A 24166-nucleotide genomic window follows, 5' to 3' on the forward strand; every position below is an offset into this window, starting at 1 on the left:
ATCACTATGGAAACATTACAATTCAAGTACATCCTCGCCTCTGCCGTGTATTCATTACTGGGGGTGGTTATCCTCGTTATTGCCTTCTGGCTGGTGGACCGCCTTACTCCGGAAAATACCTGGAAGGAGCTCGTGCATAACAAAAATATTGCACTGGCCATTGTGGTAGGTGCTTTTATAATCGCCATTGGCATGATCATCAGTTCGGCCATTCATAGTTAATCGTTGTACGTTGGAAATTCTGTTATTATTATCGGTGTTTGTAATTGCTACCTGTGGGCTCATATATGAGCTGGTAGCAGGTACGCTGGCTAGTTACCTGTTGGGAGATTCTGTAACACAGTTTTCGACCATCATTGGTGCCTACCTGTTTTCAATGGGTATTGGCGCATATTTTTCCCGTTTCTTCAAAAAGGATTTGCTCAGCTGGTTTATCCAGCTGGAGATCCTCGTGGGCCTGATTGGCGGTATTAGTTCGGCGGCGCTTTTCCTGCTGTTTGAACATGCGGCATCCTTCCGGCTGGTGCTGTATTTGCTGGTAGGGCTCACCGGTACGCTGGTAGGGCTGGAACTTCCGTTGCTGATGAACATCCTCAAGGACCGGTATGAGTTCAAAGACCTTGTATCAAGAGTGTTCACGTTCGACTACATTGGCGCTCTGGCGGCTTCAATCGTGTTCCCGTTACTGTTAGTACCTTACCTGGGGTTGATCCGCACTTCCTGCTTTTTCGGGATACTCAATGTGGCCGTGGCTATGGTTGTTTTAGTTAAATTTAAGAGAGAGATAAAATGGGCTCCTTATCTGAAATCCAAAGCAGTGGCCTGTATCATCGTTTTGCTGGGTCTCTTCATCTGGGCAGATAAGATTATGACCTTTGCAGAAAGTCAGGCCTTCAGAGATCCCGTGATCTATTCCCATTCCTCCGCTTATCAACGGATTGTGCTCACGCACAGCAGACTGGATCTACGGCTGTACCTCAATGGTAACCTGCAATTCAGCTCTGCGGATGAGTATCGATACCACGAAGCGCTCATTCATCCGGCTATGCTGTATAGCCCCAAACATAGTCAGGTGCTGATTTTGGGTGGTGGGGACGGTATGGCTGCACGGGAGCTGCTCAAATACCCGGAGGTGGAACAGGTTACACTGGTAGACCTCGACCCGGCCATGACCCGGCTTTTCCGGCAAAACAGCATGCTCGCTTCGTTAAATGACAGCTCGTTGTTATCGCCACGGGTGCGCGTGATTAACGCCGATGCCTTTCAATGGCTCAAGGAAAATGACCGGCAGTATGATGTGGTGATCGTTGACTTCCCCGACCCCGGCAATTATGCCGTGGGAAAGCTCTATACCACCGCGTTTTATCGTAAGCTGCGCCATGCACTTACCGACAGCAGCGTGGTGGTGATTCAGTCTACCTCTCCTTATGTAGCACCAAAGGCATTCTGGTGTGTAAATACCACGCTGCAGGAATGTAATTATCAAACCATCCCCTATCATACCTATGTGCCTTCATTCGGTGAATGGGGTTACGTGATGGCATCTCCCGGACCATTGGCCAAACACCATGACAGCTTGCCCGCCGGGCTGCGTTACTTTGCTGCCGGCACTTTCAGCCAGATGTGTGACTTCACTGCCGACATGCAGCAACGAAAAGTGCTGGCCAATCATTTAAACAACCAGATACTGGTACAATATTTTGAAGATGAGTGGGGAAAATACCAGGAGTAATACCATCAGCAGAAAAGAGTTTTTGCGATACATGGCCATCATCGCCGGCGGCACAGTTACCGTGGCGCAATATGTGGCCTGTATGGAAAAGAAAGATAACTACGCGCATATTAATAGTCGCATCAGCGGCGCTTCCGCAAAAGCAGGCCATATGATGCGGGACCAGCAATTTGGTACACCAGCCATCACGGAGTATGCTGATGCGGTGATCGTTGGTGGCGGTGTAGCCGGGCTTAGTGCCGCCAGGAGTCTCCACCACAGCGGGTTTACCAACTTCCGGTTGCTGGAGTTGGAACCTCATACCGGCGGCAATGCCAGTTACGGCAGTAACCAATACAGCGCATACCCGCTGGGGGCGCACTATTTACCCATCCCTAATATTGAAAATCAACCCCTGCTCGACCTCCTGGCAGAAGCCGGAATATTAACGCATTACAATGCTGACGGTCTTCCGGTATACAACGAAACAGACCTTTGCTATGATCCGGAAGAAAGACTGTATATCCGTAACCGTTGGCAGGAAGGACTGATTCCGCAGCTTGGCATCAGCCAGCAAACGCAGGACGAGATAAAGAAATTCCTGGAGCTGATGGAAACATTGCGCCGGGCCAAAGGCAGCGATAACCGCTATGCCTTTGACATACCGGCGGATAATAGCTCCACAGATGCCAGTTACCGGGAGCTGGACCAGCTGACTATGGAAGCCTGGCTGCAGCAGCAGGGCTATCATTCCGAAGAGCTTCGCTGGTATTTGGATTACTGCTGCCGCGACGACTACGGCGCCGGCATCAGCACCATCAGCGCCTGGGCTGCCATTCACTACTTCGCTTCGCGGAAAGGAAAGGCAGGCAATGCCGACAGTTCACAGCTGCTCACGTGGCCGCAGGGTAACGGCAGGCTGGCACAGCACCTGCAACAGTTTAGCCGCGATAAAACACAGACCGGCTGTGTGGTGTACAAGATCACACCCGAACCTACACAGGTACTGATTGATTACTACGATATTAATACCCATCAGATAAAACGATTGGTGGCCAAAGCCTGTATTATGGCTACGCCGCAGTTTGTAACACAGCGCCTGATTCCGGGAGGCAGTTACCACCACGATTTCGTGTATTCGCCCTGGTTAGTGGCCAATATTACGCTGGAGCGTGTTCCGGAATCGTCCGGCTACCAGCTGAGCTGGGATAATGTGATTTACCAGGGAAAGTCCCTGGGTTATGTAAACGCGCAGCAGCAGCGGCTAACGCAGCAGATGCCTGCCAAACAGGTAATCACATATTACCTGCCGCTGGATCACCTGGACCCGGTGGCTTCCAGGAAGTACGCCATTGGTTTATCGCCCCGGCATTGGGTAAAGCTCATTGCTGATGATCTGGAAACGGTGCATCCCGGCATTACGGAGCTGATCGGGGATATTGATATTACGATATGGGGGCATGGGATGATCCGCCCGCATGCAGGATTTATTACGGGAGAAGTGAGAGCCGCAGCGCAAAAATCTCCCTTTGCCAATGTTTTTTATGCCCATTCCGACTTAAGCGGCATTTCAATATTTGAAGAAGCTTTTTACCATGGAAATAAAGCAGCCAATGCCCTTGCCGCTTACTGCAGCTAACAGCAGGAAGCAGCCCTGGATTTATAGTCGCAATCTGGATGGCTTTTTCATCCTCCTCCCTCCTTTTGCCGCACTGCTGGCTATCTGGCTGTTTCCGGAGGCTTTCCGGCCGCAGCAGGGTGTGAGTGTGGCCTGGTGGGTATTGCTGGTGCTGTTTATTGATGTGTCGCATGTTTACTCCACTATTTACCGGACCTACTTTGATGGCGGCACTTTTCGCAGGCAAAGTCGTTTATTCGTGTGGGTGCCCGTGCTGGCGTGGATAGCTGGTGTGGTGGCCTATGCAGCCGGACCGCTGGTGTTCTGGCGTATCCTGGCTTATATGGCGGTATATCATTTTGTGCGGCAGCAATATGGTTTCCTGCGTATTTATAGTCGCAAAGAGGCCAGGAGCCGACTTTCCAGGCGCATTGATACCATTACTATTTATGCTGCGACCGTGTATCCTTTGATATACTGGCATTTAAAAGGGCCGATGCCGTTCAACTGGTTCATTCCGGATGACTTTTTCTATGTGGCCGGGAACAGTAAGATCCTTGATATACTTTGGGGTGCTTACCTCGCGATCATGGCCATCTACCTGGGAAAAGAAATCGGACATAGTATTAAATACCAGCTGATTAATATACCTAAGCAGTTGCTGGTGTTGGGCACCCTCCTATCCTGGTATTTCGGTATTATTTTTTTTAAGGGAGACCTTACGTTCACGTTGCTGAATGTGATCAGTCACGGCATACCGTACATGGCCCTGGTGTGGGCTCATGGCCGGAAGCAATACCATGTGGGGGCCAGCGGCAACAAATTTCTGCAAACTGTATTCAGTAACAGGGGTATCCTGCTTTTTTTGGGGCTGATTGCCTTGTTTGCCTTTGTGGAAGAGGGCTTATGGGATGGTTTTGTATGGCGGGAGCATACCCGGGTTTTCTCTTTATTTCAGCAGTTGCCGGAGGTGGAAAGCAGTGTGGTGCTGATGTTGCTGGTGCCGTTGCTGGCGGTGCCACAGGTAACGCATTATGTGCTGGATGGATTTATTTGGAAGATGAAGGAAGATAGGTATAACTGGCGGGAGAAAACAATGGATTAGCATTCGCATACATCAGCGCAGGCACGAGGCCTACGCTGATGGCAAATTAGTGTGCGACGTCGAACTTCATATTATACGGCATCCATTCCGGATATACTCTCATTTCCTTTTCCAGCTTAGTTCCCAGCGGAAAACCCCATGCCTTGAAAAATGGCACCAGGTTACGTCCTGTAACTTCGGAGAAAGTTTGCACAAACCGATCCCGTTTTGAATCTTCATTTTTTGCGAAACTGGCATTGGGGTCAGTGACCAGGTTTTCCTGGTAGCGGCGGATAAAGGCTTTAAATGCTTCCCATCCAAAAGCTTCCTGTATTTGCCAAAACATTGTAAGGGCCAGGAAAGGGTCCTGCTTCCATTTTGCATAATCGGGTCCGGCTGCAAAGTATTGTTGTATGCGCGCCTTGCGTTTTTCAGCGGTCATCTCGCCGTGGGCGCCGTGGCGGTCACCGATGAGTCGGTCGAAGCAATAGAGTGCGAAGAAGTTGCAGCTGACCTCACCGGTGCCGGCAATGATCCAGTCGGGGTTTTGGAGGTTATGCCCTATTTCATGGAAATAGCCCCAGTTTGAACCACCACTGGAAGGCAGGAGGAGCCGGTCGGGGTTGGCGATGGTATTCAGGGTGCCTTCGTCGCAATGTGCCATAATGGGATAACCGTTATGCATAAAGCCACCGCTGATCTGCACATCTACTGCCAGGCGCATGGGGCGGTATACCGGCTGCGGATATTGGCCCAGGTCCATTTCTGCACCGATGATTGCGTCCCAGAGGTCCATGACTTTTTTAGGATTGCTGAGTTTTTGCAATATGGAATCAGGTACAGAAAGGATGATGCGATCGGTAGCGATTTCACCCCAGGGAGCGCCGCTGGATTTGAGTTGGGCCTGCCACTGCTCATCGGTGGTAACACCGCGGATATAGAGCGGGGAACTAACGGCGCCGCTGATACGAATATCGGCGGACCAGTCCTTTACCGTAGGGCGGCACTTAATATAGATGAGGCCTCCAAACGGGCTGTTGACCCGTACAACGGCTTTATCCAGTGGGGCGTATTTTACAATATCCGGCATGCGTACCCAGCTGGAGCGGCCGGCGTTCCACTGCCCGAGGTTGTCGGTATGGCAACCGATTTGTACGAACAGTTCCCCCATATCAGCGAGGTGTTGAGGCAGTTGGATTTCGATAACTTGTCCTGCCGGGGCATACAAGCCGGTACTATATTGGGTATAGGTATCGGGGTAGCCGTTCATACGGCGCAAAATGCGCCAGGTGCTGTCGGCCGGTCGCTGGTGTCGGATTGAAATCACCTTTTTTATGGTGGGTGTACCTGGTTTTACTTCCCCGGGGAAGTATCTGGAAGAAGGGTGTGCCTGGATGGTTTTATAATCCGTGTTTTCGAGTGTGGTGCGGCTCCAGCTGATCACCGCTTTGCGCAAAGCCGTATCCTGTTTGCCCAGTGGTTGATCTTTGCGGATCTCCAGTTGCGATGGATCGTTGCGGGTGGTATCCGACGGCGGCACCGAGGCCAGTGATACTGTAGGTAACAGCAGTGCTACCGTGAGTACGTAGTAATTTTTCATGTTCCTGTTATATGGCCTTAAATTACTACAGGGGATGCAGTCAATTAATAAAATTTTACACAAGATAACCTTTGTCTGGCCGGGAGGTTAACAAACCCACACCACTACTTAAACAAAACATCCTTTTTTTAACCGAAAGTATTTTTAGTTTTATGCCCAATTATGGGGAGGGATGAACTACTGAATGCAAATGACCAGGACCTTTTAGCGGAGCTCAGCAGAAGGAACGGCCTTGCTTTTGACGTTTTATATAACCGGTACTGGAAGGATGTTTTTAATATTGCCTACAAGCGGGTACATAATATGGACATGGCCCAGGACATAGCGCAGGATGTATTTGTGCAGCTATGGAGCCGGGAAAAGGACACCCCTATTGAGAATCTTCCTGCGTATTTGCGTATAGCCACGCGTAATGGCGTTTTCAGACAAATGGAGAAGGAGAGTCGCTACGGTGATTTGCCGGAGGACAGTGACGATCTGGGTGGTTACGGTCTTGCCGATGGCCATGTATTATACAAGGAGTTCTATGCTGCCTTTGAGGCGCTTACCAATACTTTACCTGCCCAGCAAAAGCAAATTTTCAATCTACGTTTCCAGGAGGGGCGCAGCAGTCAGGAGATTGCTGCCCAGCTGGATATTTCTGTAAAGACGGTCAGGAACCAGATGGGACGGGCGTTGTCTACGCTGCGGGAGTCGCTGATTGTGTTGCAGATAGCGATTATGCTGACGATGAAGTAGTGCTGGCCCCCGGTGCTTTCTGAAAGCATGCTTACACCTTGGCTGATTAATTAACGGGAGACGTGGGTGCTGGAGGCACTAATGTCTCCCTGACAAATAAAAAGCACCCGGAACATATATAATTTAAAAATATTTAAACTTTTTATGGGCGCTTTTGATTTTATCTGCTCATATATATAGAAATAGTCGAAGATGGACCATCAGCAAAGGGAACTTTTAAACATTATGCTAAAACGTTTTAGGACAGGCACCGCCACCAGCGAGGAGATTGCCTTTCTTGAATCGTATTTTGACCTGTTCGACTCAGAAGATGACCTGATCACTGCGGAGAACGAAACGGAGTATGAAGGATTGAAAGCAGTGCTTAAACAAAAAATAGACAGTGCGATTGCTGTACCTGCAACACCGGTGAAGCGCATGCCGGTACGCCGCTGGGCGATAGCGGCAGCAGTGGCTGCCCTGATAGGCACCGGAGGCCTTTTCCTACTCCAACAAAAAAGCAACCCTGCCAAACCGGCTACCATGGCTTATGCTACGGGCGCGCCTACACTAAGGCTGGCAGATGGCACCACCATAGCACTGGATAGCACCGCCGATGGTCAGATTGCCAGTCAGGCCGGTGTAATCATTTCCAAGGAAGAAGACGGAACACTATTATATAAAACTGCCCCTGCCAGCGCAGGTAATAACCAAAACCAGGAGAACACGCTCTCCACCCCCGCCGGCATGAAATATAAAATCATGCTCCCGGACGGGTCCGCCGTATGGCTCAACGCAGCCAGCAGTCTTACCTACCCGGCTGTTTTTGCCGCCGGCAACAGAACGGTAAAACTCCAGGGGGAAGCCTTTTTTGATATTGCCGCCGATCCCGCCAAACCATTTATCGTACAGGCAGGCAATCAATCCGTACAGGTACTGGGTACCCGTTTTAACGTAAACGCCTACCCGGAAGACGGGGAACATAAAACCACCCTCCTGCAGGGTGCCGTAAAAGTAAGCCAGGGCAACAACGCTATTATTATACAACCCGGCCAGCAAACCATCTGCAGTAATGAAACTGCCATACGTAAAGTAAACGCCGATACAGAAAAAGAAACTGCCTGGATCAATAACCTGTTCTCTTTTAAAAATGATAACCTGCCCGCTGTGATGCGCGACATCGCACGATGGTATAATGTTAGCATCAGGTACAATGGCAACCTGCCCGATGAAAGATTTTTCGGGGAAATATCCCGCAGCAGTAAACTGGAAGATGTTTTAAAAATATTGGAAATCAATGGCCTTACATTCGATATAAAAGAAGATGTTATTACCGTTGGCTATAAGCATTAATGTTTGCCGCACATCCTTAACAGTAACCGATTTAAATTTTTTTTAGCTTATGTGTATCACTTTGTAAAAATCAACATCCAACTATCAGTATCAACCAAGCATGCGATAACGACCGAATGCCACCAGCAGTAAGACCTGCCAACCGGAGATTATCCGCACATTTTATCGACTAAATCCGACCAACATGAAATTCAAATTTCATTGTCCTCCTTCGTTGCCCGCAACGAAGGCCAGGAAACCTTTGTGCTTACTTATGAAAGCATGGCTCCTGCTACCGCTGATCATCCTGCTATACGTGCCGGTATATGCAGCCGGCCAGCATGTGACCATCAGCCGGCAGAATGCCTCGCTGGAAAGCATTTTTGCAGACATCAAAAAACAAACGGGTTTCACCTTCTTCTATAAGGGAAACGTAAACCCCGCTGAACTAAAAACAGATGTAGACATCAAAAATGCTACCCTGGAAGATGCGCTGCAATCCTGCCTGAAAAAATTTAAACTCAATTTTACAATTGTCAACAAAACAATTGTAGTAACTACCGCCAGTAATCCGGGTTCGTCAGAACCAGCTATCGCCGCCGCCATGGCGGCCGACAGCACCATCGTCGGCAGGATTGTAGACAGTCTGACAAAAGACGTGGTGATCGCCGTATCCGTGTATGTTAAAAACTCCACGGAAAGAACGCTCAGTAACGACAAAGGTCAGTTTACCATCAAGGCAAATAACGGCGACATCCTCGTCCTTTCCAGCGTTGGTTACAACACCAGGGAAGTGCCCGTAAGCGCCATCCGTAACCGCCCGATCCAGTTATCACCGAAGTCCAGCGCGCTGAACGACGTGGTGGTAACCGGTTACCAGGTGATCAAAAAAGATAACTACACCGGTAACGCCATCGTAGTTAAGGGAGAAGACCTGAAAAGGCTCAACCCCCAGAACATGCTCAAAGGCCTTGCCTCCTTTGACCCCTCCTTCCGCATCGGGGATAATAACCTCCTGGGTTCCGATCCAAACGCGATGCCTAAGATCAATATCCGCGGTACCACCGCCATGCCTAACGGGGAAATACTGGACAGAAATAACCTCTCCAGCTCCTATAACCTGCCGGTATTCATCATGGATGGTTTCGAAGTGCCACTGCAAAAAGTAGTGGATCTGGATATTAACCGCATCGCTTCGGTTACTATTCTGAAAGATGCTGCCGCCACTGCCGTTTACGGTTCCAGGGCCGCTAACGGTGTAATCGTGATCACTACCAAAGCACCGTTGCCAGGGCGCCTGCGTTTGAGCTACAATGCGGAAATGAAAGCTACGGCGCCAGACCTCAGCGGTTACAGTGTACTCAATGCAACCGATAAACTGGCCTACGAAAAACTCGCCGGACTTTATACCACTGTCAACAATACCGCTAATACACAGGAAGAACTCGACGCACAATACTATTCCAAATATAAAAATGTAGTAAGCGGCGTTAACACCTACTGGCTCGCACAGCCGCTGCGCAACGCTTACTCACAAAAGCATTCCGTATATATTGAGGGTGGTGACTCCAGCTTCCGCTACGGTGTGGATCTCCGCTATCAGACCGATCCCGGCGTGATGAAAAATTCAGGACGCGACCGGTACAGCGGCGGCATGAGCTTTACGTATAACCCTAACCGTAAGCTGGTTCTTAAAAACGACCTGACCGTTACACAGGTAAACGCCCGTAACTCCAATTACGGCAGCTTTACGGATTATGTAAAAATGAATCCTTATTATCCGATCTATGGAGCTGATGGGAAACTCATACGCGAAATCGCCAACTGGCGAGTAGATACTCACCAGAATGAAGATGATGACCAATTCAAAAATGTACCGGTATTAAACCCGCTGTTTGAAGCCTCCCTGGGCAACTTCGATAAAACCGGCTATACCGAACTGATTGATGCATTTTCTGCTGACTGGCGCATCACTCCTGCTTTGCGTGTCATCGGTCTGATGAGTATGAACAGTACCCGTACCACCGCCGATAAGTTCGTTTCGCCTTTCAGCAATGCTTTCTACATGGACCCTCCGGAAGAAGCCATGAACAAAGGTAGTTACGACTATTCCGCTACCCGCTCTCTCAACCTGGACGGTAACGTACGTGTAGTATATAATAAACTCATCAACGGCAGCCATTCCATTAACGCCGTACTGGGTGCCAACGTAACCTCGGCCACTGCTGATTTTAAAGGATTTCAGGCACGCGGATTCTCTAATGATAAATTCTCCAGTATCGCCTTTGCCCGTACCTATACACCTAATGCAGCGCCTAAAGGCAGCGTGGAAGAAAGACGCCTCATCGGTTCCTTCTTCAGCGGCAGCTACTCCTATAAAAACAAATACCTGTTTGACGGTGCTGTACGACTGGATGGTTCCTCTGCATTTGGCGCCAACAAACGCTTTGCTCCTTTCTGGTCCGGTGGTATCGGTTGGAATGTTCATAACGAAGACTTCTTCAAATCCACCTTCCCGCAATTATCCAGACTCAAACTGGCAGCAACTTCCGGCGTAACAGGTTCGGTGGACTTCCCTCCTTTCCTGGCCAGAACAACTTATGCTTACCAAACCTCCAACTGGTACTCTACTGGTATTGGTGCTGTTGTGAATGCCTATGGCAACGACAATCTCCAATGGCAGAAAACCACCAACTACGAAGCACGCGCCGAAATTGGCCTGCTGAAAGACAGGATCGTAGTGATTCCGGTGTATTACTACAAGCTCACCAAAGGCCTGCTGACAGATATCAATATCGCCCCCAGCACCGGCTTTTCCACCTACAAGGAAAACCTGGGCGATATGGCTAACAAAGGGTATGAGCTGTACGTGACCGTGAACGCTGTGCGCAAAGGCAACCTGAACGTGAACCTCACCGGTAACCTGGCTCACAATACCAATACGATTGTACGTATTTCCAATGCACTGAAGGCTTACAACGAAAGCGTAAACAAATACCAGCTGGACCCTGATAATAAAGCCGTAGGAACACCGCTGCTGCGTTTCAAGGAAGGCCAGTCGTACAACACCATCTACGGCGTTAAATCACATGGCATCGATCCGCAAAACGGCCGCGAAATCTACGAAACACTGGATGGCAAGCTGACCTATGATTATGACGTACAATATACCCAGCCTATCGGCGATTACACACCAAAAGCTGAAGGCTTCTTCGGCAGTAACGTGAGCTGGAAACAATGGATGGTGAGCTTTAGCTTCCATTACAAATTTGGTGGCGAAACGTACAACCAAACCCTGGTAGACCGTATCGAAAACGCTGATCCACGCTTTAATGTTGACAGCAGAGCGATGGCCATGCGCTGGCAGAAACCTGGCGACCAGGCACAGTACAAAGACATCACCGACCTGCGCACCACGTACGCTACCAGCAGATTTGTGCAGAAAGAAAACCTGCTCGAGCTGCAATCCCTGTACCTGTCGTACGACCTGGCACAAACCATTGCCAGAAGCATCGGATTGCAGTCGCTCCGCGGTGCCGTAACCATGAACGATATCCTCCGCCTCACCACCATCAAACAGGAACGTGGAATCGATTATCCGTTTGCAAGGAGTCTGACCTGTTCTATCCTCGCTACCTTCTAAAATGCAACGACCATGAAAAAATTACTATTCATATTCAGCCTCGGCGTAACGCTGGTATCCTGCAAAAAATTTCTGGATATCAAGCCTGAAACGCAGGTAGACAGAGATGAGCTCTTCAAATCAGAGCAGGGCTTTAAGGAAGCGCTGAACGGCATCTATACCAAGTGTGCAGGTTCTTCCCTGTATGGAGGTCAGCTGACCTACAACCTCCTGGATGTGCTGGCACAGAACTACCAGTTCAACGATATCAACAACCAGCAAATCGCCAATTTTCAATATGACAATGGCACCATCAAAGGAGCCATCAACGAGATATGGGGGAACGCCTATGGCGCCATTGCCAACTGTAACTACCTGCTGCAGGCGATAGACAAGGACACTACCATCTTCACAAATGGTAATTACCGGTTGATCAAAGGAGAAGCCCTGGCATTACGTGCCTACCTGCATTTTGACATGCTTCGTCTTTTTGCACCGTCTTACGTAAACGGACCTACGCTGAAAGGTATTCCTTATGTCACCAAAGTAGGGACTACGTCTACTCCTTTCTCTACGGTTACCGCTTCGCTGGACAGTGTGCTCAAAGACCTGAATGCCGCCAAACAGCTGCTGGCAAACGATCCTATCCTGTTCTCCTCCTATACCGTAGGTTATGCATCAGACCCTGCTACTACAGAGCTGAAAGATGCGGACCTGTTTATGCAGAACAGAAGACATCGCATGAACTACTATGCCGTTTGCGGAGAGCTTGCCCGTGTATACCTCTACAAAAACGATTATGCAAATGCGCTGAGCAATGCAGAAGTAGTTATCCTGTCCAAAAAATTCCCTGCTACCAAACAGGAAGATTTTTTCCAAACGGACATACAGAAGCGTGACCGCATTTTTTACAAGGAGCTGGTCAGCTGTTTTTATACAGAAAACAAATCCATCATTGAACAGCTGCAGGACCGCTTTACCAAGCAGAATCCCCAGTTCAGCGGTACTATGTCGCAGGTAAATGATATTTATGAAATTGGTACAGTGGGTGCTGAGGACTGGCGTTTGAAACAATGGTTCCTGAACACTGCCTCCACCACCGGAGGGCCTGACCGTGCAGTACTGCAGAAATACTACCGCAACGCGGCTCCGCTCACCAATATCCATTCCCTGGTAGCCCCGGCTATCCGGTTAACGGAACTGACCTACATCGCAGCTGAAGCCAGCTATGATAAAGATCCAAAGCGTGCACTGGATTATTATAACAGTGCCCGCGCTATGAGAGGTATCGGTAATACTGTTACCGTAGCACCTGGCAAATCTGATTTCATAGAACTGCTGATCAAAGAAGCAAGAAAAGAGTTTTATGGGGAGAGCCAAATGTTCTATATGTACAAGCGCCTCCATCATGCGGTGACGATCAACTCCACCAGCTCCAAACCAGCGTCTAACAGCATCTTTGTATTCCCGCTGCCTGACGACGAAAACGCTTACAGAAACAATTAACAGCAACCCATGAAAAGATTATCCATCATCGCTATTCTTGCCTGCCTGTTATATAGCTGTACCAAAGAAGAGATAGCTCCTTATGACCTTAGCAGGGATAATATCTACCTGAATTATAAAAATACTGATAGTCTCGTGTATTCGTTCGCGTACCATCCGGACCTCGAAAGAGACACTATCTGGCTACCTATCATCATTTCCGGAAAAGCGGAAAACCACGACCGTGAGTTTTCCATTACCGCGGTGGACCGATCGTCAACCGCTGTGCGGGACCTGCATTACGAGCAGCTGAAGTCTTCCTATACCATGCCGGCCGACTCAGGTACCATCAGCATTCCTATTGTATTGCTGAACCTGGATACGGCACTGATCAATAAATCCGTAGACCTGACCTTACAGGTTAGCGGAGGAAAAGATTTCGCCAGTAACCTGCCGGGAGGAATACGTACCAAGCGTATTCTGTTTTCATCCCGACTGGAAGAGCCAGCCTGGTGGTCGTCCTGGCCACAGATGGGCAAATACTCCAGGGTAAAACACCAGTTATTCCTGATTAGCTCCGGTACTACGGATATGGTCATCCAGGGTTCTTATCCTGATTGGTACATGGAAGTACCAAGGAGTTTGTATTACATCGCCAACACCAGCTATCTGCTCAACTATCCGTTTGAATGGATAAAGGAGCATCCGGAGTCCGGCTATATGCTTGAAAAACGAAACGATAACACCGGTGATTACGATTTCTACAGCAAATCGGCTCCTACCAAGCGTTTCAGACTGCAGTACTTCCCAACTGCCAACAAGTATGTGTTTATTGATGAAAACGGAGGACAGGTCCTCTTCTAAAAATATTATTATGCAATACAGGATAACAGGATTGCTGTTGCTGGGAGCCCTCTGGTTTGCTGCCTGCAAAAAAGACCTTGGTAACTACGACTATCATGCACCCAGCGAGCCGCAGGTGGCTGATCTCAACAACAGTACCGTGAACGCCATTGTAGGCGATTCACTGATCATCCGTCCCTATGTTTTTCTGGAAGATGGAGATCCCGCAAAGGACCTCAGTTTCACCTGGGAAATAATGGTAGCGGAAGAAGCAAGAGCCGATATTTACACCGGCTACCCGCTGAAGATGGTTTACAACCTGAAACCGATGGAACGTTCCGCCAAACTAACGGTAACGGATAATCGCAACGGGATGAAATATTTCTATAAGTTCAAGATCAACGGCGGTACCCGCTTTTCCAAAGGTACCGTAGTGCTGAGTAACGACAAAGGTGTAACCCGCCTGTCGTTCATCCGCCCGGACAGCACCGTGAACGCTGATCTGTACCATGCGCTGCACAACGAAGACCTGCCGGCAAATCCGGTACAGCTGTTCGCCAAGCCGCTGGCCTACCAGGAAGGAAGCGTGGAGGATTACTGGGTTATTTGTAAAGATCCGGCAAAACCGAGTGTAATCATTGACGGTAGTACCATGCTGCGCAAACGCTTCTTTAACGAGCAGTTTTTTAATCCGCCTTCACCGCTGGAAACACAGGCGTTTAGCGGCGCCATCGGCGTTCCTACCGGTATTATTAATGGGAAGTTATACCTGAGCATTACTTCTACGGCGCCATTTGCTCCTGACTTTGGAAAGTTTTCCAGCATGCAGGTAGGCAACTATTATTTAGCACCGTTTTACAATCGCTACAATTTCTTCTTTGCATTTGATACCATCCGTCATGGTTTTGTGACCTTTGACAACAGCGGTAACTTCATGGGCAGCGACTACCAGGTGGTAGGCAATGCGTTTAACCCTACCAACCTAGGTACGGGAGAACTGCTGTTCATGCATGCGGTGCCCAGCGTGTCCTATGCGTTTTACAAATCCACCGATGGCAACGTATACGAATACACGTTTACGGTAGAGATGAGTAATTACGACCTCCGTACGATCAAGCCTACCCGTAAACGGGTGTTTGCCGGTGCTTCCCTGTTGCGCCCTGACAGCCGCTGGCAGCGCACCGCCGTGGATGTATTCTACTTCACCTCCGATGATAAAATTTACCGCTACAACCCGTTGAATGAAGAAGTACGCCCGCTGGATGCCAACTTCAACGGTAAAAAAGTGACCATGCTTCAACTCAACCCCGAAGGTGATAAACTCACCGTAGGCGTGGAAGGCAGCGTGATTACACTGGATGTAAGCGTTGGTAAAAACGGCGTGATCATCAGCCAGATAGACGGTATCCCTGGCTCACCGGTAGGCACTATTACCAGAAAATAAAACTGATCCCTATGATAACTTCTAAATATATCCACTGCGCGATAGCCGGACTGCTGGGGCTGTTCCTGCTGTCGTGCAGCAAATCCGACAACAACGAAAGCATCGCCAATAAAGGTCCGAAGCCCGACAGCGTATGGCAGGAGCATTGGCTGGAACATAACCAACGGCTTACACTCGCCTATTACGACGAACAGGTGGCCGTATACAAGGACCCTTCTGTATCGCCAACAGTTACCTGGCCGTACGAACTGATGTCCAAAACCTGGAAATATGCCAGGGAAGTATATGGAGAGATGGGCCCTGACCCACGCCTGTACGTAGTGTTGCATGGCGGCGTATACGGCAACGTAGGCCAGCCGCAATACTATCCTGACTCAAGTGGCGATAACAAAAACATCGTGGACTTCAGCACCACCAACTGGGACAACTTCGTGTTTCCGGAACCGGGGCTGATCCATGAAATATGCCATATCGTAGAAAGCACCACCAACGGCGTAAAAGGCTCCCCTGCCTTTACCGTATGGGGCGACAGCAAATGGCAGGATATCTTCGTATACGATGTATACCGCAAGCTGGGCATGAAAGCCAAAGCCGATGCCTGGCATATGTATTACCTGGACGATCAGGTGGACTATCCTGAAAAGGGCAGTCACTGGTTCCGCGACTGGTGGTTACCCATCTACACCCAGTATGGCGAACAGAAAGTGCTAAGCCAGTTTTTTGTATTGCTGTCCAAAAACTTTCCTAAAGCCAATACAGCGGAATTAGGATTTCCGGAGTATACCCGCCGGATGAACCTGGGTGAATACATTCACTTTATGAGCGGCGCAGCAGGCGTGAACCTGCAAAAGCAGGCCACTACTGCCTTTGGCTGGACGGAAACCTGCGATGCTCAATTTAAACAGGCCCGCATTGACTTTCCGGGTGTGACTTACAAGGACTAACAATTAAATCGCCATGAAATCTTTTTATAAGCTGATGGTACTCGGAGCGGCACTGCTGTCTTCCTGTACTAAAACAGACGACGAAGCCGCAGCACCGGATTACAGCCAGCTGCCGGCCACTGTGAATGAACACTGGTTCGGTTACCAGTCGTTCATGCGACTGAGTTATTCCGATGACCAGATTGCTACCTACCTGGCGCCAGATATGGATACCACCCTGAAATATTTTAATCCGGTGGTATCAAAAATCTGGAAATACACAAAAGCCACTTATGGTGAGTTTGGTGCTGACCCACGACTACGGCTGTATCTCCACGATAAAGAATACCTGAGTGCCCCCGGACTAAGTGCCACGCTGGCTAACTACATGGATAACATCTGTGACTATAAGAATGCCGTGGTAGTGAGTTCATCCATGTGGAAAGATACCACCGTGATGACGGCCGTGTTTACCCATGAAATCAGCCATATCGTAGAAGGTGGTAGTTTGAACGTGAAGCACTCTCCCACTGCCAGGTTATGGGGAGACAGTAAGTTCCAGGATATCTTTATTTACGATTGCTATGCAAACACCGGCATGACAGTGCTGGCCGAAAAATGGCTGGCCGAGTACCAGACCAACTTTGCGACTTATCCGCTGGCAAAAACTTACTGGTTCCGTGACTGGTGGTATCCTATCTATTCCAAATATGGTCAGACGAAAGTACTCACCAGCTATTTCAAACTCCTTTCCGAAAACCTGGAGCATAAGCCTAACGGCAACGGATTCCAGGAGTTTACTCAGGATGTAAACATGGGAGAATTTGTACACTTTATGAGTGGCGCTGCCGGTGTAAACCTGAAAGAACAGGCTAAGATCGCTTTCGGCTGGACGATGGAATATGAGCAGCAGCTCCTCAATGCCCAGGAAGATTATCCAAACGTAAAATATAACAAGCAATAATAAATGAAGAAGATAATATTAACAGCTGCCATCGTACTGCCATTAGCAGTGCAGGCACAACAGGGTCCCTTCACCATTACGGGCAATATCGGTAAGCTGAATAGCCCGGCTATGGCTTATATCGATTATATGTCCAACGGGGTTAGCAAAGAAGACAGTGCAGTGGTGATCAACGGTAAGTTTTCATTTAGTGGTAAATGTGAGGACTACGCACATGCAAGACTGGCACTCAGCCATGATGGTTCAGGCAAAATGAAAGCGGTGTACACCGGCGATGTGATTTACTTCTACTATGGTAAAGAGCAGGTAAAGATCACTTCTGCGGATTCCCTGTCCAATGCGAAGATCACGGGTTCTAAAACTTACAATGAATTTCAGGCTTACAACAAATTCATTGGTGGCACTATCATGGATCTGAACAAATGGGCCAATGGCCAGGTGGCTGGAGCTACACCGGAGCAGCGTAAGGACACGAACTTCATGAACAATCTCAACATCGAGTACCGCCGTCGTATGAAAGCGCGTGCGGATAAACAGCTGGACTTTGCCAAAGCCAACCCTAAAGCCTACTTCGGGATGGTAGCACTATCTGAAGGTACCGGCTCACCCGTGGATGTGAAAAAGGTAGAACCGATTTACAATGCCATGAGTGCCGCACTGCGCAACAGTGATCAGGGGCGTGAAATGGGTCAGCGTATTACCGCTGCCAAAACCATCCGCGTGGGAGCGCCTGCACCTAAGTTTGTTCAGAAAGATGTAAACGACAAAACCGTGCAGCTGGATGATGTGAAGGGAAAATATGTTTTGCTGGAGTTCTGGGCCAGCTGGTGCGGACCTTGCAGGGCCGAGAATCCGAATCTGACCGGGCAATACAAAAAATATAAGGAAAAAGGTTTCGAGATCATTGCTGTTTCCCTCGATGATCATAAAGACAAATGGATCGAAGCTATCGCCAAAGATGGGTTGCCATGGATGCATGTATCAGATCTGAAGGGCTGGAACAACGAGGTGGGTCGTCTCTATGGCATTCGTGCGGTGCCGGCAAACTTCCTGCTGGACGAGAACAGAAACATCATTGCGGTGAATCTGCGCGGTGAAGAGCTCAACAAGAAACTTACGGAGGTCTTCGGTAACTGATGAAACCGAATGACCCCGTAAGCGTTGCATTTTAGTATGAGAATATGATCCCGGCCATGTTGATGGCCGGGCTTTTTTTTTGTTTGAGAGCTCAGGAATCCTGGCGGAAGCAGCCGTATTCATTTTCGTAGTGCGACAGATCGCACTCCAGGTGTTTACGATCCCAGTTGGCCGTATTTGCGGCGGCTTCGTAGGTGGTTTGCAGGAAGTCCATCAGGCTGGCGGCCGGATCAGCGGACTGCTGTACATCGTCATAATTGAGGAGGAACTCCCCCAGGTCCTTGCTGAAAAATGCGGCGCCGGGTTTCACCGGCTGATCGGCAAAGCCGGCAGGTGCCGGATAGGCGTAAGCGTAGAATGCCGCGTGGGGATACTGGTCGTTGCCAGGCCAGAAGCCACAGGAACTCACTTCCTTGGAATAGGCTTCCTGCATCACGGCCTGTGGCATATTCGGGGCCTCGCCCTGATGCAGCGGTGCGTCTCTCCCGGAAAACCGGGTAACCGCCAGATCAAATGCTCCCCAGAAGAAATGCACAGGACTGCACTTGCCGGTAAACCGGGTGCGGAAGCGGGTAAACACATCGTATATTTTCACCATCGCCTGCCAGAATTCGGCCATGCGGGCCTTATCATAGGAAGCGTGGATGGTATCTTCCGTGAACGGGATCGCATTGGGTAGTTCTGCCGGCATATCATGTATGGAGACGTCAATGTCCAGCTGGGCCAGTTTCCCGAAAAGGGTACGGTAAAAATCGGCTACGGTAACAGCTTCCAGGGGAATTTCCTCACTGGCGCCATTACTGGTGGAGATGCGGAGGCGGTGGCGGATAAAATCAAAGTTGATGTCAAAAATGCCGTGCTGGTAAGGCATACTACCCGTTCCGAGTCCGTCAGGGGAAATGTAGAGGGTAACATGCCAGGAGTGATTGAGCCAGGGCATCTTGCGGAGGCGTATCTTCCCTACTATCTGCGTCCAGAGGTGAACCGTTGCCAGCGTATCTTTCCAGGCGGCATAACTCAATATAGGCCATGCATTATTTGCTTTATTCATAGTCAACTTTTTTTAAGACTAACAACCTGGAGCAGGGAAGGGTTTATATCTCCCTAACTCCTATCTTTACGCCATGCAGGTATTACGCGATCATTTCGAGAAAATAATTTCACTGACAGACACCGAATTTGCCTACATCAGCAGCTTTTTTAAGCACAGAAAGGTGATGAAGAAACAGTTCCTGCTGCAGGAAGGTGATCCCGTATCGCATGAATATTTTGTGGTAAAAGGTTGCCTGAAAGCCTATGTGCTCGACAGTGAGGACAAAACGCATATCCTTTCTTTTGCGCTGGCCGACTGGTGGACCAGCGACTACCAGGCCCTGTATACCCATACTCCCTCCAGCATGTTCCTGGAAGCGGTGGTGCCTACTGAAATCTATTATATTGCCCAGGAAGATAAGGAGCGCCTCTGTGCAGAAATGCATAAAGTGGAGCATTTCTGGCGTAAAAAAAATGCGATGGGCTACGTGGGGCTGCAACGCAGGATTTTATCGATGCTGACCCATAACGCCAAAGACCGTTACGAGCAACTGCTGCAACAATACCCTGCCCTGTTCCAGGTGGTGCCCAAACAGGACCTGGCGGCATTTTTGGGGGTTAGCCGTGAAACGCTCAGCCGGCTTTATTCAAAGAAAATGTGATCTATATCACAACGATTTTGTGACATACCTCCTGTGTGGTGATACGGTAAGTAGGGAACTTTGCCTTATCAAAAAAACATAGCAAATGAACTTCATGGTAAAGTTACTGTTAAGTACAATGATCATTTTAACCACACTTAAAGGTTTTTCACAAATGAGCAACCATAACACCCAACCCAAAAAGGTATTGTTTGTAGTGACTTCCCACGCGGACCTGGGCAATACCGGCGAAAAGACAGGCATCTGGATCGAGGAGTTTGCCGCACCGTATTATTTCCTGACTGACAAAGGCGTGCAGGTGACCATCGCTTCTCCGAAGGGCGGGCAGGCACCTATTGATCCCAAGAGCACCGATCCGGGCGCTCAAACCGAAGCTACCAAAAGATTTTACAGCGATAAAGCTACCGAAGATAAACTGGCGCATACCGTTAAACTGGCGGATGTAAAACAGGATGACTATGATGCGGTGTTTTATCCCGGTGGCCACGGCCCTATGTGGGATCTGGCAGAAGATAAGACCAGCGCAGCGCTGATTGCCAGCTTCGTGGACCATTATAAGCCAGCGGCTTTGGTATGCCACGCGCCAGCGGCCCTAAAACATGTAAAAACCGCTAATGGCGAGCCACTCGTAAAAGGTAAAAAAGTAACGGGCTTTAGTAATACCGAGGAAGAAGGCGTACAACTCACCAAGGTAGTGCCTTTCCTGCTGGAAGATATGCTGAAAGCCAATGGTGGTATTTACGAAAAAACGGAAAACTGGCATCCTTTTTCTGTGCAGGATGGGCTGCTGATTACTGGTCAGAATCCGGCATCATCTATTGGTGTGGCGGAAAAGCTGATGGCAGCGATCAGTAAATAAATTTAAATAGCGGGGCCTGTGGTCCCGCTATGCTATTACTTGAAAAACTCTTTTGTTACAAACAACGTAGTATCCACTTCTACCTCCGCAAATTGCTTATTCATTTCACGGATAGCTTTTTGAAATAACTCTTCCGGTATTCCTTCACTCACTCTCCCTGTTAAATACACTTTAAATGTAGACCGGTGACGTACCTGCGCCAACATAATCCGCATGCCCGGAAAAGCGTTTTCTATGGCTGCACCTATGGTAGTAGTATCATATAACGGAATGGCAGTAGTAACATCAAACACTTTATATTTTGTGGTATCCATGGTGCTGCCCTGAAACTGCGGTGGCTTTATGTGTTGTGCGGTATCATAAACACGGAGATATAAATACCGCTTTGCACTATCATCCATATTCAGGATGCTCTTCGTCATTTTTTTGAACACGCTGTCGGATCCAATTACGTATAGCTGTGGCGGAAACGAGTCCGGATACTCGATATACCTGCCCAGCTCCTTATTAGCAGCGGTTTGCTGAAACACGCGGATGCCGGTAACTTCTTCTATGTTCAGGTCCGGCGCTTGTTTCAGGGTAGCAGCGGTATCGTTGGTGTAGAGATACGCCGCACCGTTCAGCAAGGCCAATGAGTCTGTAATACGCATCGCCGTTTCAACATTCTGCTGGTACAGTATTTCCTGGCGGGCGGCTATTTTTCCAAAATCAGGATTTTTATTGGGAAGCCAGTCCTTGCCACAGGTGCGGATTAAGCCTGTCAGCGCTACGATGAAGCCTAAAGGGAGGGTCCAGTAAACACCATTATTTCGCTTTTTCTCCTCCTGCAACTGGCTGGCCAGTGGAGATTGTTCAGCTGGCTTGTGTTCCACGAAAGGATTTTTACGCTGCACTTTGGATTCCAGCTTGTCCGCCAGCGCGGTTGTAAATGCATCGAATGTATGCGCATCTGCTGTAGTATTGAAAATGCTGCCTCTGTACGTTAAGTTCCAGCCAATCTTCTTTCCGGATTTCAGTCTGATCGCCATAGTGGGTGGGTTACGGCGGTACCATGGTAACGGCACAATTTCAGCAATGTCATTGAAATCTATTCTACCGTAGCAGGTGGAAGTAAAGCCTCGGTTATCCAGCGTAATTTCGTCCCTGGCCTTTCCCTTTTTGTACACCATGTAGCCACCGAACAGGATGGGTGTCAGTATTACTATAAAGAAAACAGGTACATTCAGATTATCCATCAGCACGAGGAGTGGTATCGTCACAAAAGGTGACAAGATCATCAGGAAGATATAGGGATTCCCTTTGTTGCTTTGGAATCGGAATTCGTATTTATTCATGGGCGGTGCTTATTTTTGACTGATACCAGTCCATCGATTGTTTCAATATTACCTTTGGCATTGCAAAATTTCAAGGCGAAGGTAGGCTGGTGTGGGCGCTCACCTGTAGGCCAGAAAAAACATGACTGACAGTACACCGGGTTACAGCAAGGTTAACATGTACTCCCGTTTCCGTTGAGCCCAAACATAGTAAAAAATACATTAACTTAAAACTATGGAGATAGAAAAAGCGATTGCGCTCATATACACGGAAGGGCTTCAAGCCGGCACCTGGGCGGACCTTGGCTGTGGTGAAGGCCTATTTTCAGCAGCCCTCGCGCATTTACTGCCGTCGGGCGCCGCTATACTCGCCATTGACCGACAGCCCGTAAAACCACTACCCTACAGTATTCCGGCCGGCATCAGCATCACCCGGCAACAAGCCGATTTTTCATTGGAGGATTTTCAACTACCCGAACTACAAGGTATACTGATGGCTAATTCCCTGCACTACATCGCAGATAAACCTGTGCTCATCAATCGGCTCGCACAATGCCTTACGGCCGATGGTGTTTTTATTATGGTAGAATATGAAACTACGCAGGCGAATCCCTGGGTACCCTACCCTATTACGTTTCAAGCCCTCGCCACACTATTCAGGAATGCGGGATTTTCCAATACAACTAAATTAGGAGAAATAAATTCTGTGTACAGGTCTGGAAAGATGTATGCTGCACTGGTCAGCAGATAAAAAGAAAAGGCTCTATCCAGTTTTATTACTTGTTCTAGAATGTGAATACCTGGAAGTTTCCATTCTTCCAAGATATCAAATAGTACTTTCCATCAGCGTAACCTATTTTCAATTTAGGATCATCTTCTTCAATATTTCTCAGTGCAATTGTCCTCAAGAGCTGATGTTTAGCCATGCTGATGTTTCTAACCGGAGGCTTCTTCAGATTGTTTTTATCCAAAAAATACAGTGCATCGCGCTTTGTCATATCGTATATGATAAAGTATTGCTGATCGGTGAATGCATAATAAGGATCCTGGCAGAAAGTATAAGATTCAGGCATTTCATATTCCTTTTCATTCAGCTGTTGATTTGTGTCCATTGTAAACTCCTTTACCACATCAACTTCTGATCTGCAAACACCTATATCCTCCGGGACAGTAATATATCCCCCAACCGATGTGAACATGTTTGCATCTACTTTCTGAGAAATGACGCCAGATACCTTATCTATGGTTATTACTTTGGTCTCAAAATTCGCCCAGATCTTTTGGCTTGTTGCATGGATGTAATTCACAGGCCCTTCCGTCTTGGTAAAAGAAAGGATCTTTCCATACGTGGAAATCAAGCGAATACCATCCCAGCATCCAATATAAAAACCTTCTGGCGCCACTGACAAAGAAATTGGATACTGTTTTTTTGCAGCTAATCCTGCAAGCGAAGTATTCACTTTTTCATTTGTCGTGATATTTTTCTTCATAAGATCAATTAGTACAAGCTTATTATGATTAAGAATAAACAATGTATCATGAATGATAGCAGGTTGTAGTAGACTTAAGTCCTTCAATAAGGAATTTGCAGCAATAGAAATACTCAAAACTGGCCGTAATGAATCAACATTTGAAGCTTTTGCTGTTAAGAAAAGCAGCGAAATCAACACCTGTTTTATGATAAATTTTTTCATATTACAAATTAAGCAATCCGGCGGTTATCTCATAGCCCACTTACCACTGTCTAAGACCAGCTGGTGATTTCCCTGGCAAACCTGGCACAATCGAAAAGGCCGCCTCCATATTTATGAGACGGCCTC

The 24166-nt window shown here is 48.5% G+C and carries 20 protein-coding genes; 16 read left to right on the forward strand and 4 right to left on the reverse strand.

Annotation, left to right across the window (positions count from 1 at the left end):
- Positions 1-6: 6 nt before the first annotated feature.
- The 4 genes from KW844_RS18400 to KW844_RS18415 are packed head-to-tail and all read left to right on the forward strand — an operon-like array spanning position 7 to position 4434.
- Complete coding sequence (locus tag KW844_RS18400) at positions 7-222, forward strand: DUF350 domain-containing protein (RefSeq protein WP_218378242.1); 216 nt, start codon at positions 7-9, stop codon at positions 220-222.
- A 10-nt stretch (positions 223-232) separates the two neighbouring features.
- Positions 233-1732, forward strand: a complete 1500-nt coding sequence (locus KW844_RS18405; protein ID WP_255578518.1) for a polyamine aminopropyltransferase — start codon at positions 233-235, stop codon at positions 1730-1732.
- On the forward strand, positions 1707-3350 hold the full coding sequence (locus KW844_RS18410; RefSeq protein WP_218378243.1) for an NAD(P)/FAD-dependent oxidoreductase: 1644 nt from the start codon (positions 1707-1709) through the stop codon (positions 3348-3350). The genes KW844_RS18405 and KW844_RS18410 overlap by 26 nt, the downstream gene beginning before the upstream one ends.
- Complete coding sequence (locus KW844_RS18415) at positions 3307-4434, forward strand: hypothetical protein (protein WP_255578519.1); 1128 nt, start codon at positions 3307-3309, stop codon at positions 4432-4434. The genes KW844_RS18410 and KW844_RS18415 overlap by 44 nt, the downstream gene beginning before the upstream one ends.
- A gap of 46 nt (positions 4435-4480) precedes the next feature.
- Here the strand turns inward: KW844_RS18415 and KW844_RS18420 are convergent, their stop codons facing one another.
- The gene (locus tag KW844_RS18420; RefSeq protein WP_218378244.1) at positions 4481-6013 is read right to left on the reverse strand and encodes a M60 family metallopeptidase; all 1533 of its coding nucleotides are present in this window, start codon (positions 6011-6013) and stop codon (positions 4481-4483) included.
- Between the two features lie 162 nt (positions 6014-6175).
- Between KW844_RS18420 and KW844_RS18425 the strand changes: the two genes are divergently transcribed.
- The 9 genes from KW844_RS18425 to KW844_RS18465 all read left to right on the forward strand — a co-directional run bounded on the left by KW844_RS18425 (position 6176) and on the right by KW844_RS18465 (position 18480).
- Positions 6176-6751: an RNA polymerase sigma factor gene (locus KW844_RS18425; RefSeq protein ID WP_218378245.1), complete on the forward strand. Its 576-nt coding sequence runs from the start codon at positions 6176-6178 to the stop codon at positions 6749-6751.
- A 225-nt stretch (positions 6752-6976) separates the two neighbouring features.
- On the forward strand, positions 6977-8083 hold the full coding sequence (locus tag KW844_RS18430; protein ID WP_218378246.1) for a FecR family protein: 1107 nt from the start codon (positions 6977-6979) through the stop codon (positions 8081-8083).
- A gap of 253 nt (positions 8084-8336) precedes the next feature.
- A complete protein-coding gene (locus tag KW844_RS18435; RefSeq protein ID WP_218378247.1) occupies positions 8337-11705 on the forward strand; it encodes a SusC/RagA family TonB-linked outer membrane protein in 3369 nt (1122 codons plus the stop codon).
- A gap of 12 nt (positions 11706-11717) precedes the next feature.
- A complete protein-coding gene (locus tag KW844_RS18440; protein WP_218378248.1) occupies positions 11718-13190 on the forward strand; it encodes a RagB/SusD family nutrient uptake outer membrane protein in 1473 nt (490 codons plus the stop codon).
- 9 nt (positions 13191-13199) lie between these two features.
- Positions 13200-14033 (forward strand): DUF4843 domain-containing protein, encoded by an 834-nt coding sequence (locus KW844_RS18445; RefSeq protein ID WP_218378249.1) that lies wholly within the window; start codon positions 13200-13202, stop codon positions 14031-14033.
- A 10-nt stretch (positions 14034-14043) separates the two neighbouring features.
- On the forward strand, positions 14044-15456 hold the full coding sequence (locus tag KW844_RS18450) for a PKD-like family lipoprotein (protein WP_218378250.1): 1413 nt from the start codon (positions 14044-14046) through the stop codon (positions 15454-15456).
- 11 nt (positions 15457-15467) lie between these two features.
- A complete protein-coding gene (locus KW844_RS18455; RefSeq protein ID WP_218378251.1) occupies positions 15468-16400 on the forward strand; it encodes a hypothetical protein in 933 nt (310 codons plus the stop codon).
- Between the two features lie 13 nt (positions 16401-16413).
- Positions 16414-17343 carry a hypothetical protein gene (locus KW844_RS18460; RefSeq protein ID WP_218378252.1) on the forward strand — a complete coding sequence of 310 codons (930 nt, stop codon included), beginning with the start codon at positions 16414-16416 and terminating at the stop codon, positions 17341-17343.
- Positions 17344-17346: 3 nt separating this feature from the next.
- On the forward strand, positions 17347-18480 hold the full coding sequence (locus tag KW844_RS18465) for a TlpA disulfide reductase family protein (protein ID WP_218378253.1): 1134 nt from the start codon (positions 17347-17349) through the stop codon (positions 18478-18480).
- 91 nt (positions 18481-18571) lie between these two features.
- On the opposite strand, the gene KW844_RS18470 is transcribed toward KW844_RS18465, so the two are convergent.
- Positions 18572-19531 carry a DUF5996 family protein gene (locus KW844_RS18470; RefSeq protein WP_218378254.1) on the reverse strand — a complete coding sequence of 320 codons (960 nt, stop codon included), beginning with the start codon at positions 19529-19531 and terminating at the stop codon, positions 18572-18574.
- 73 nt (positions 19532-19604) lie between these two features.
- Here KW844_RS18470 and KW844_RS18475 point away from each other — a divergent pair, with 73 nt between their 5' ends.
- A complete protein-coding gene (locus KW844_RS18475) occupies positions 19605-20174 on the forward strand; it encodes a Crp/Fnr family transcriptional regulator (protein ID WP_218378255.1) in 570 nt (189 codons plus the stop codon).
- Between the two features lie 118 nt (positions 20175-20292).
- Entirely contained in the window at positions 20293-21033 is a 741-nt protein-coding gene (locus KW844_RS18480) for a type 1 glutamine amidotransferase domain-containing protein (protein ID WP_255578520.1), read from the forward strand.
- Between the two features lie 35 nt (positions 21034-21068).
- On the opposite strand, the gene KW844_RS18485 is transcribed toward KW844_RS18480, so the two are convergent.
- Positions 21069-22367 carry a hypothetical protein gene (locus KW844_RS18485; protein ID WP_218378256.1) on the reverse strand — a complete coding sequence of 433 codons (1299 nt, stop codon included), beginning with the start codon at positions 22365-22367 and terminating at the stop codon, positions 21069-21071.
- 214 nt (positions 22368-22581) lie between these two features.
- Here KW844_RS18485 and KW844_RS18490 point away from each other — a divergent pair, with 214 nt between their 5' ends.
- A complete protein-coding gene (locus KW844_RS18490; protein WP_218378257.1) occupies positions 22582-23097 on the forward strand; it encodes a trans-aconitate 2-methyltransferase in 516 nt (171 codons plus the stop codon).
- A gap of 34 nt (positions 23098-23131) precedes the next feature.
- On the opposite strand, the gene KW844_RS18495 is transcribed toward KW844_RS18490, so the two are convergent.
- Positions 23132-24040, reverse strand: a complete 909-nt coding sequence (locus tag KW844_RS18495; RefSeq protein WP_218378258.1) for a hypothetical protein — start codon at positions 24038-24040, stop codon at positions 23132-23134.
- Between the last annotated feature and the right edge of the window lie 126 nt (positions 24041-24166).

It is taken from the genome of Chitinophaga sp. sic0106 (assembly GCF_019219075.1).
Lineage (GTDB): Bacteria > Bacteroidota > Bacteroidia > Chitinophagales > Chitinophagaceae > Chitinophaga.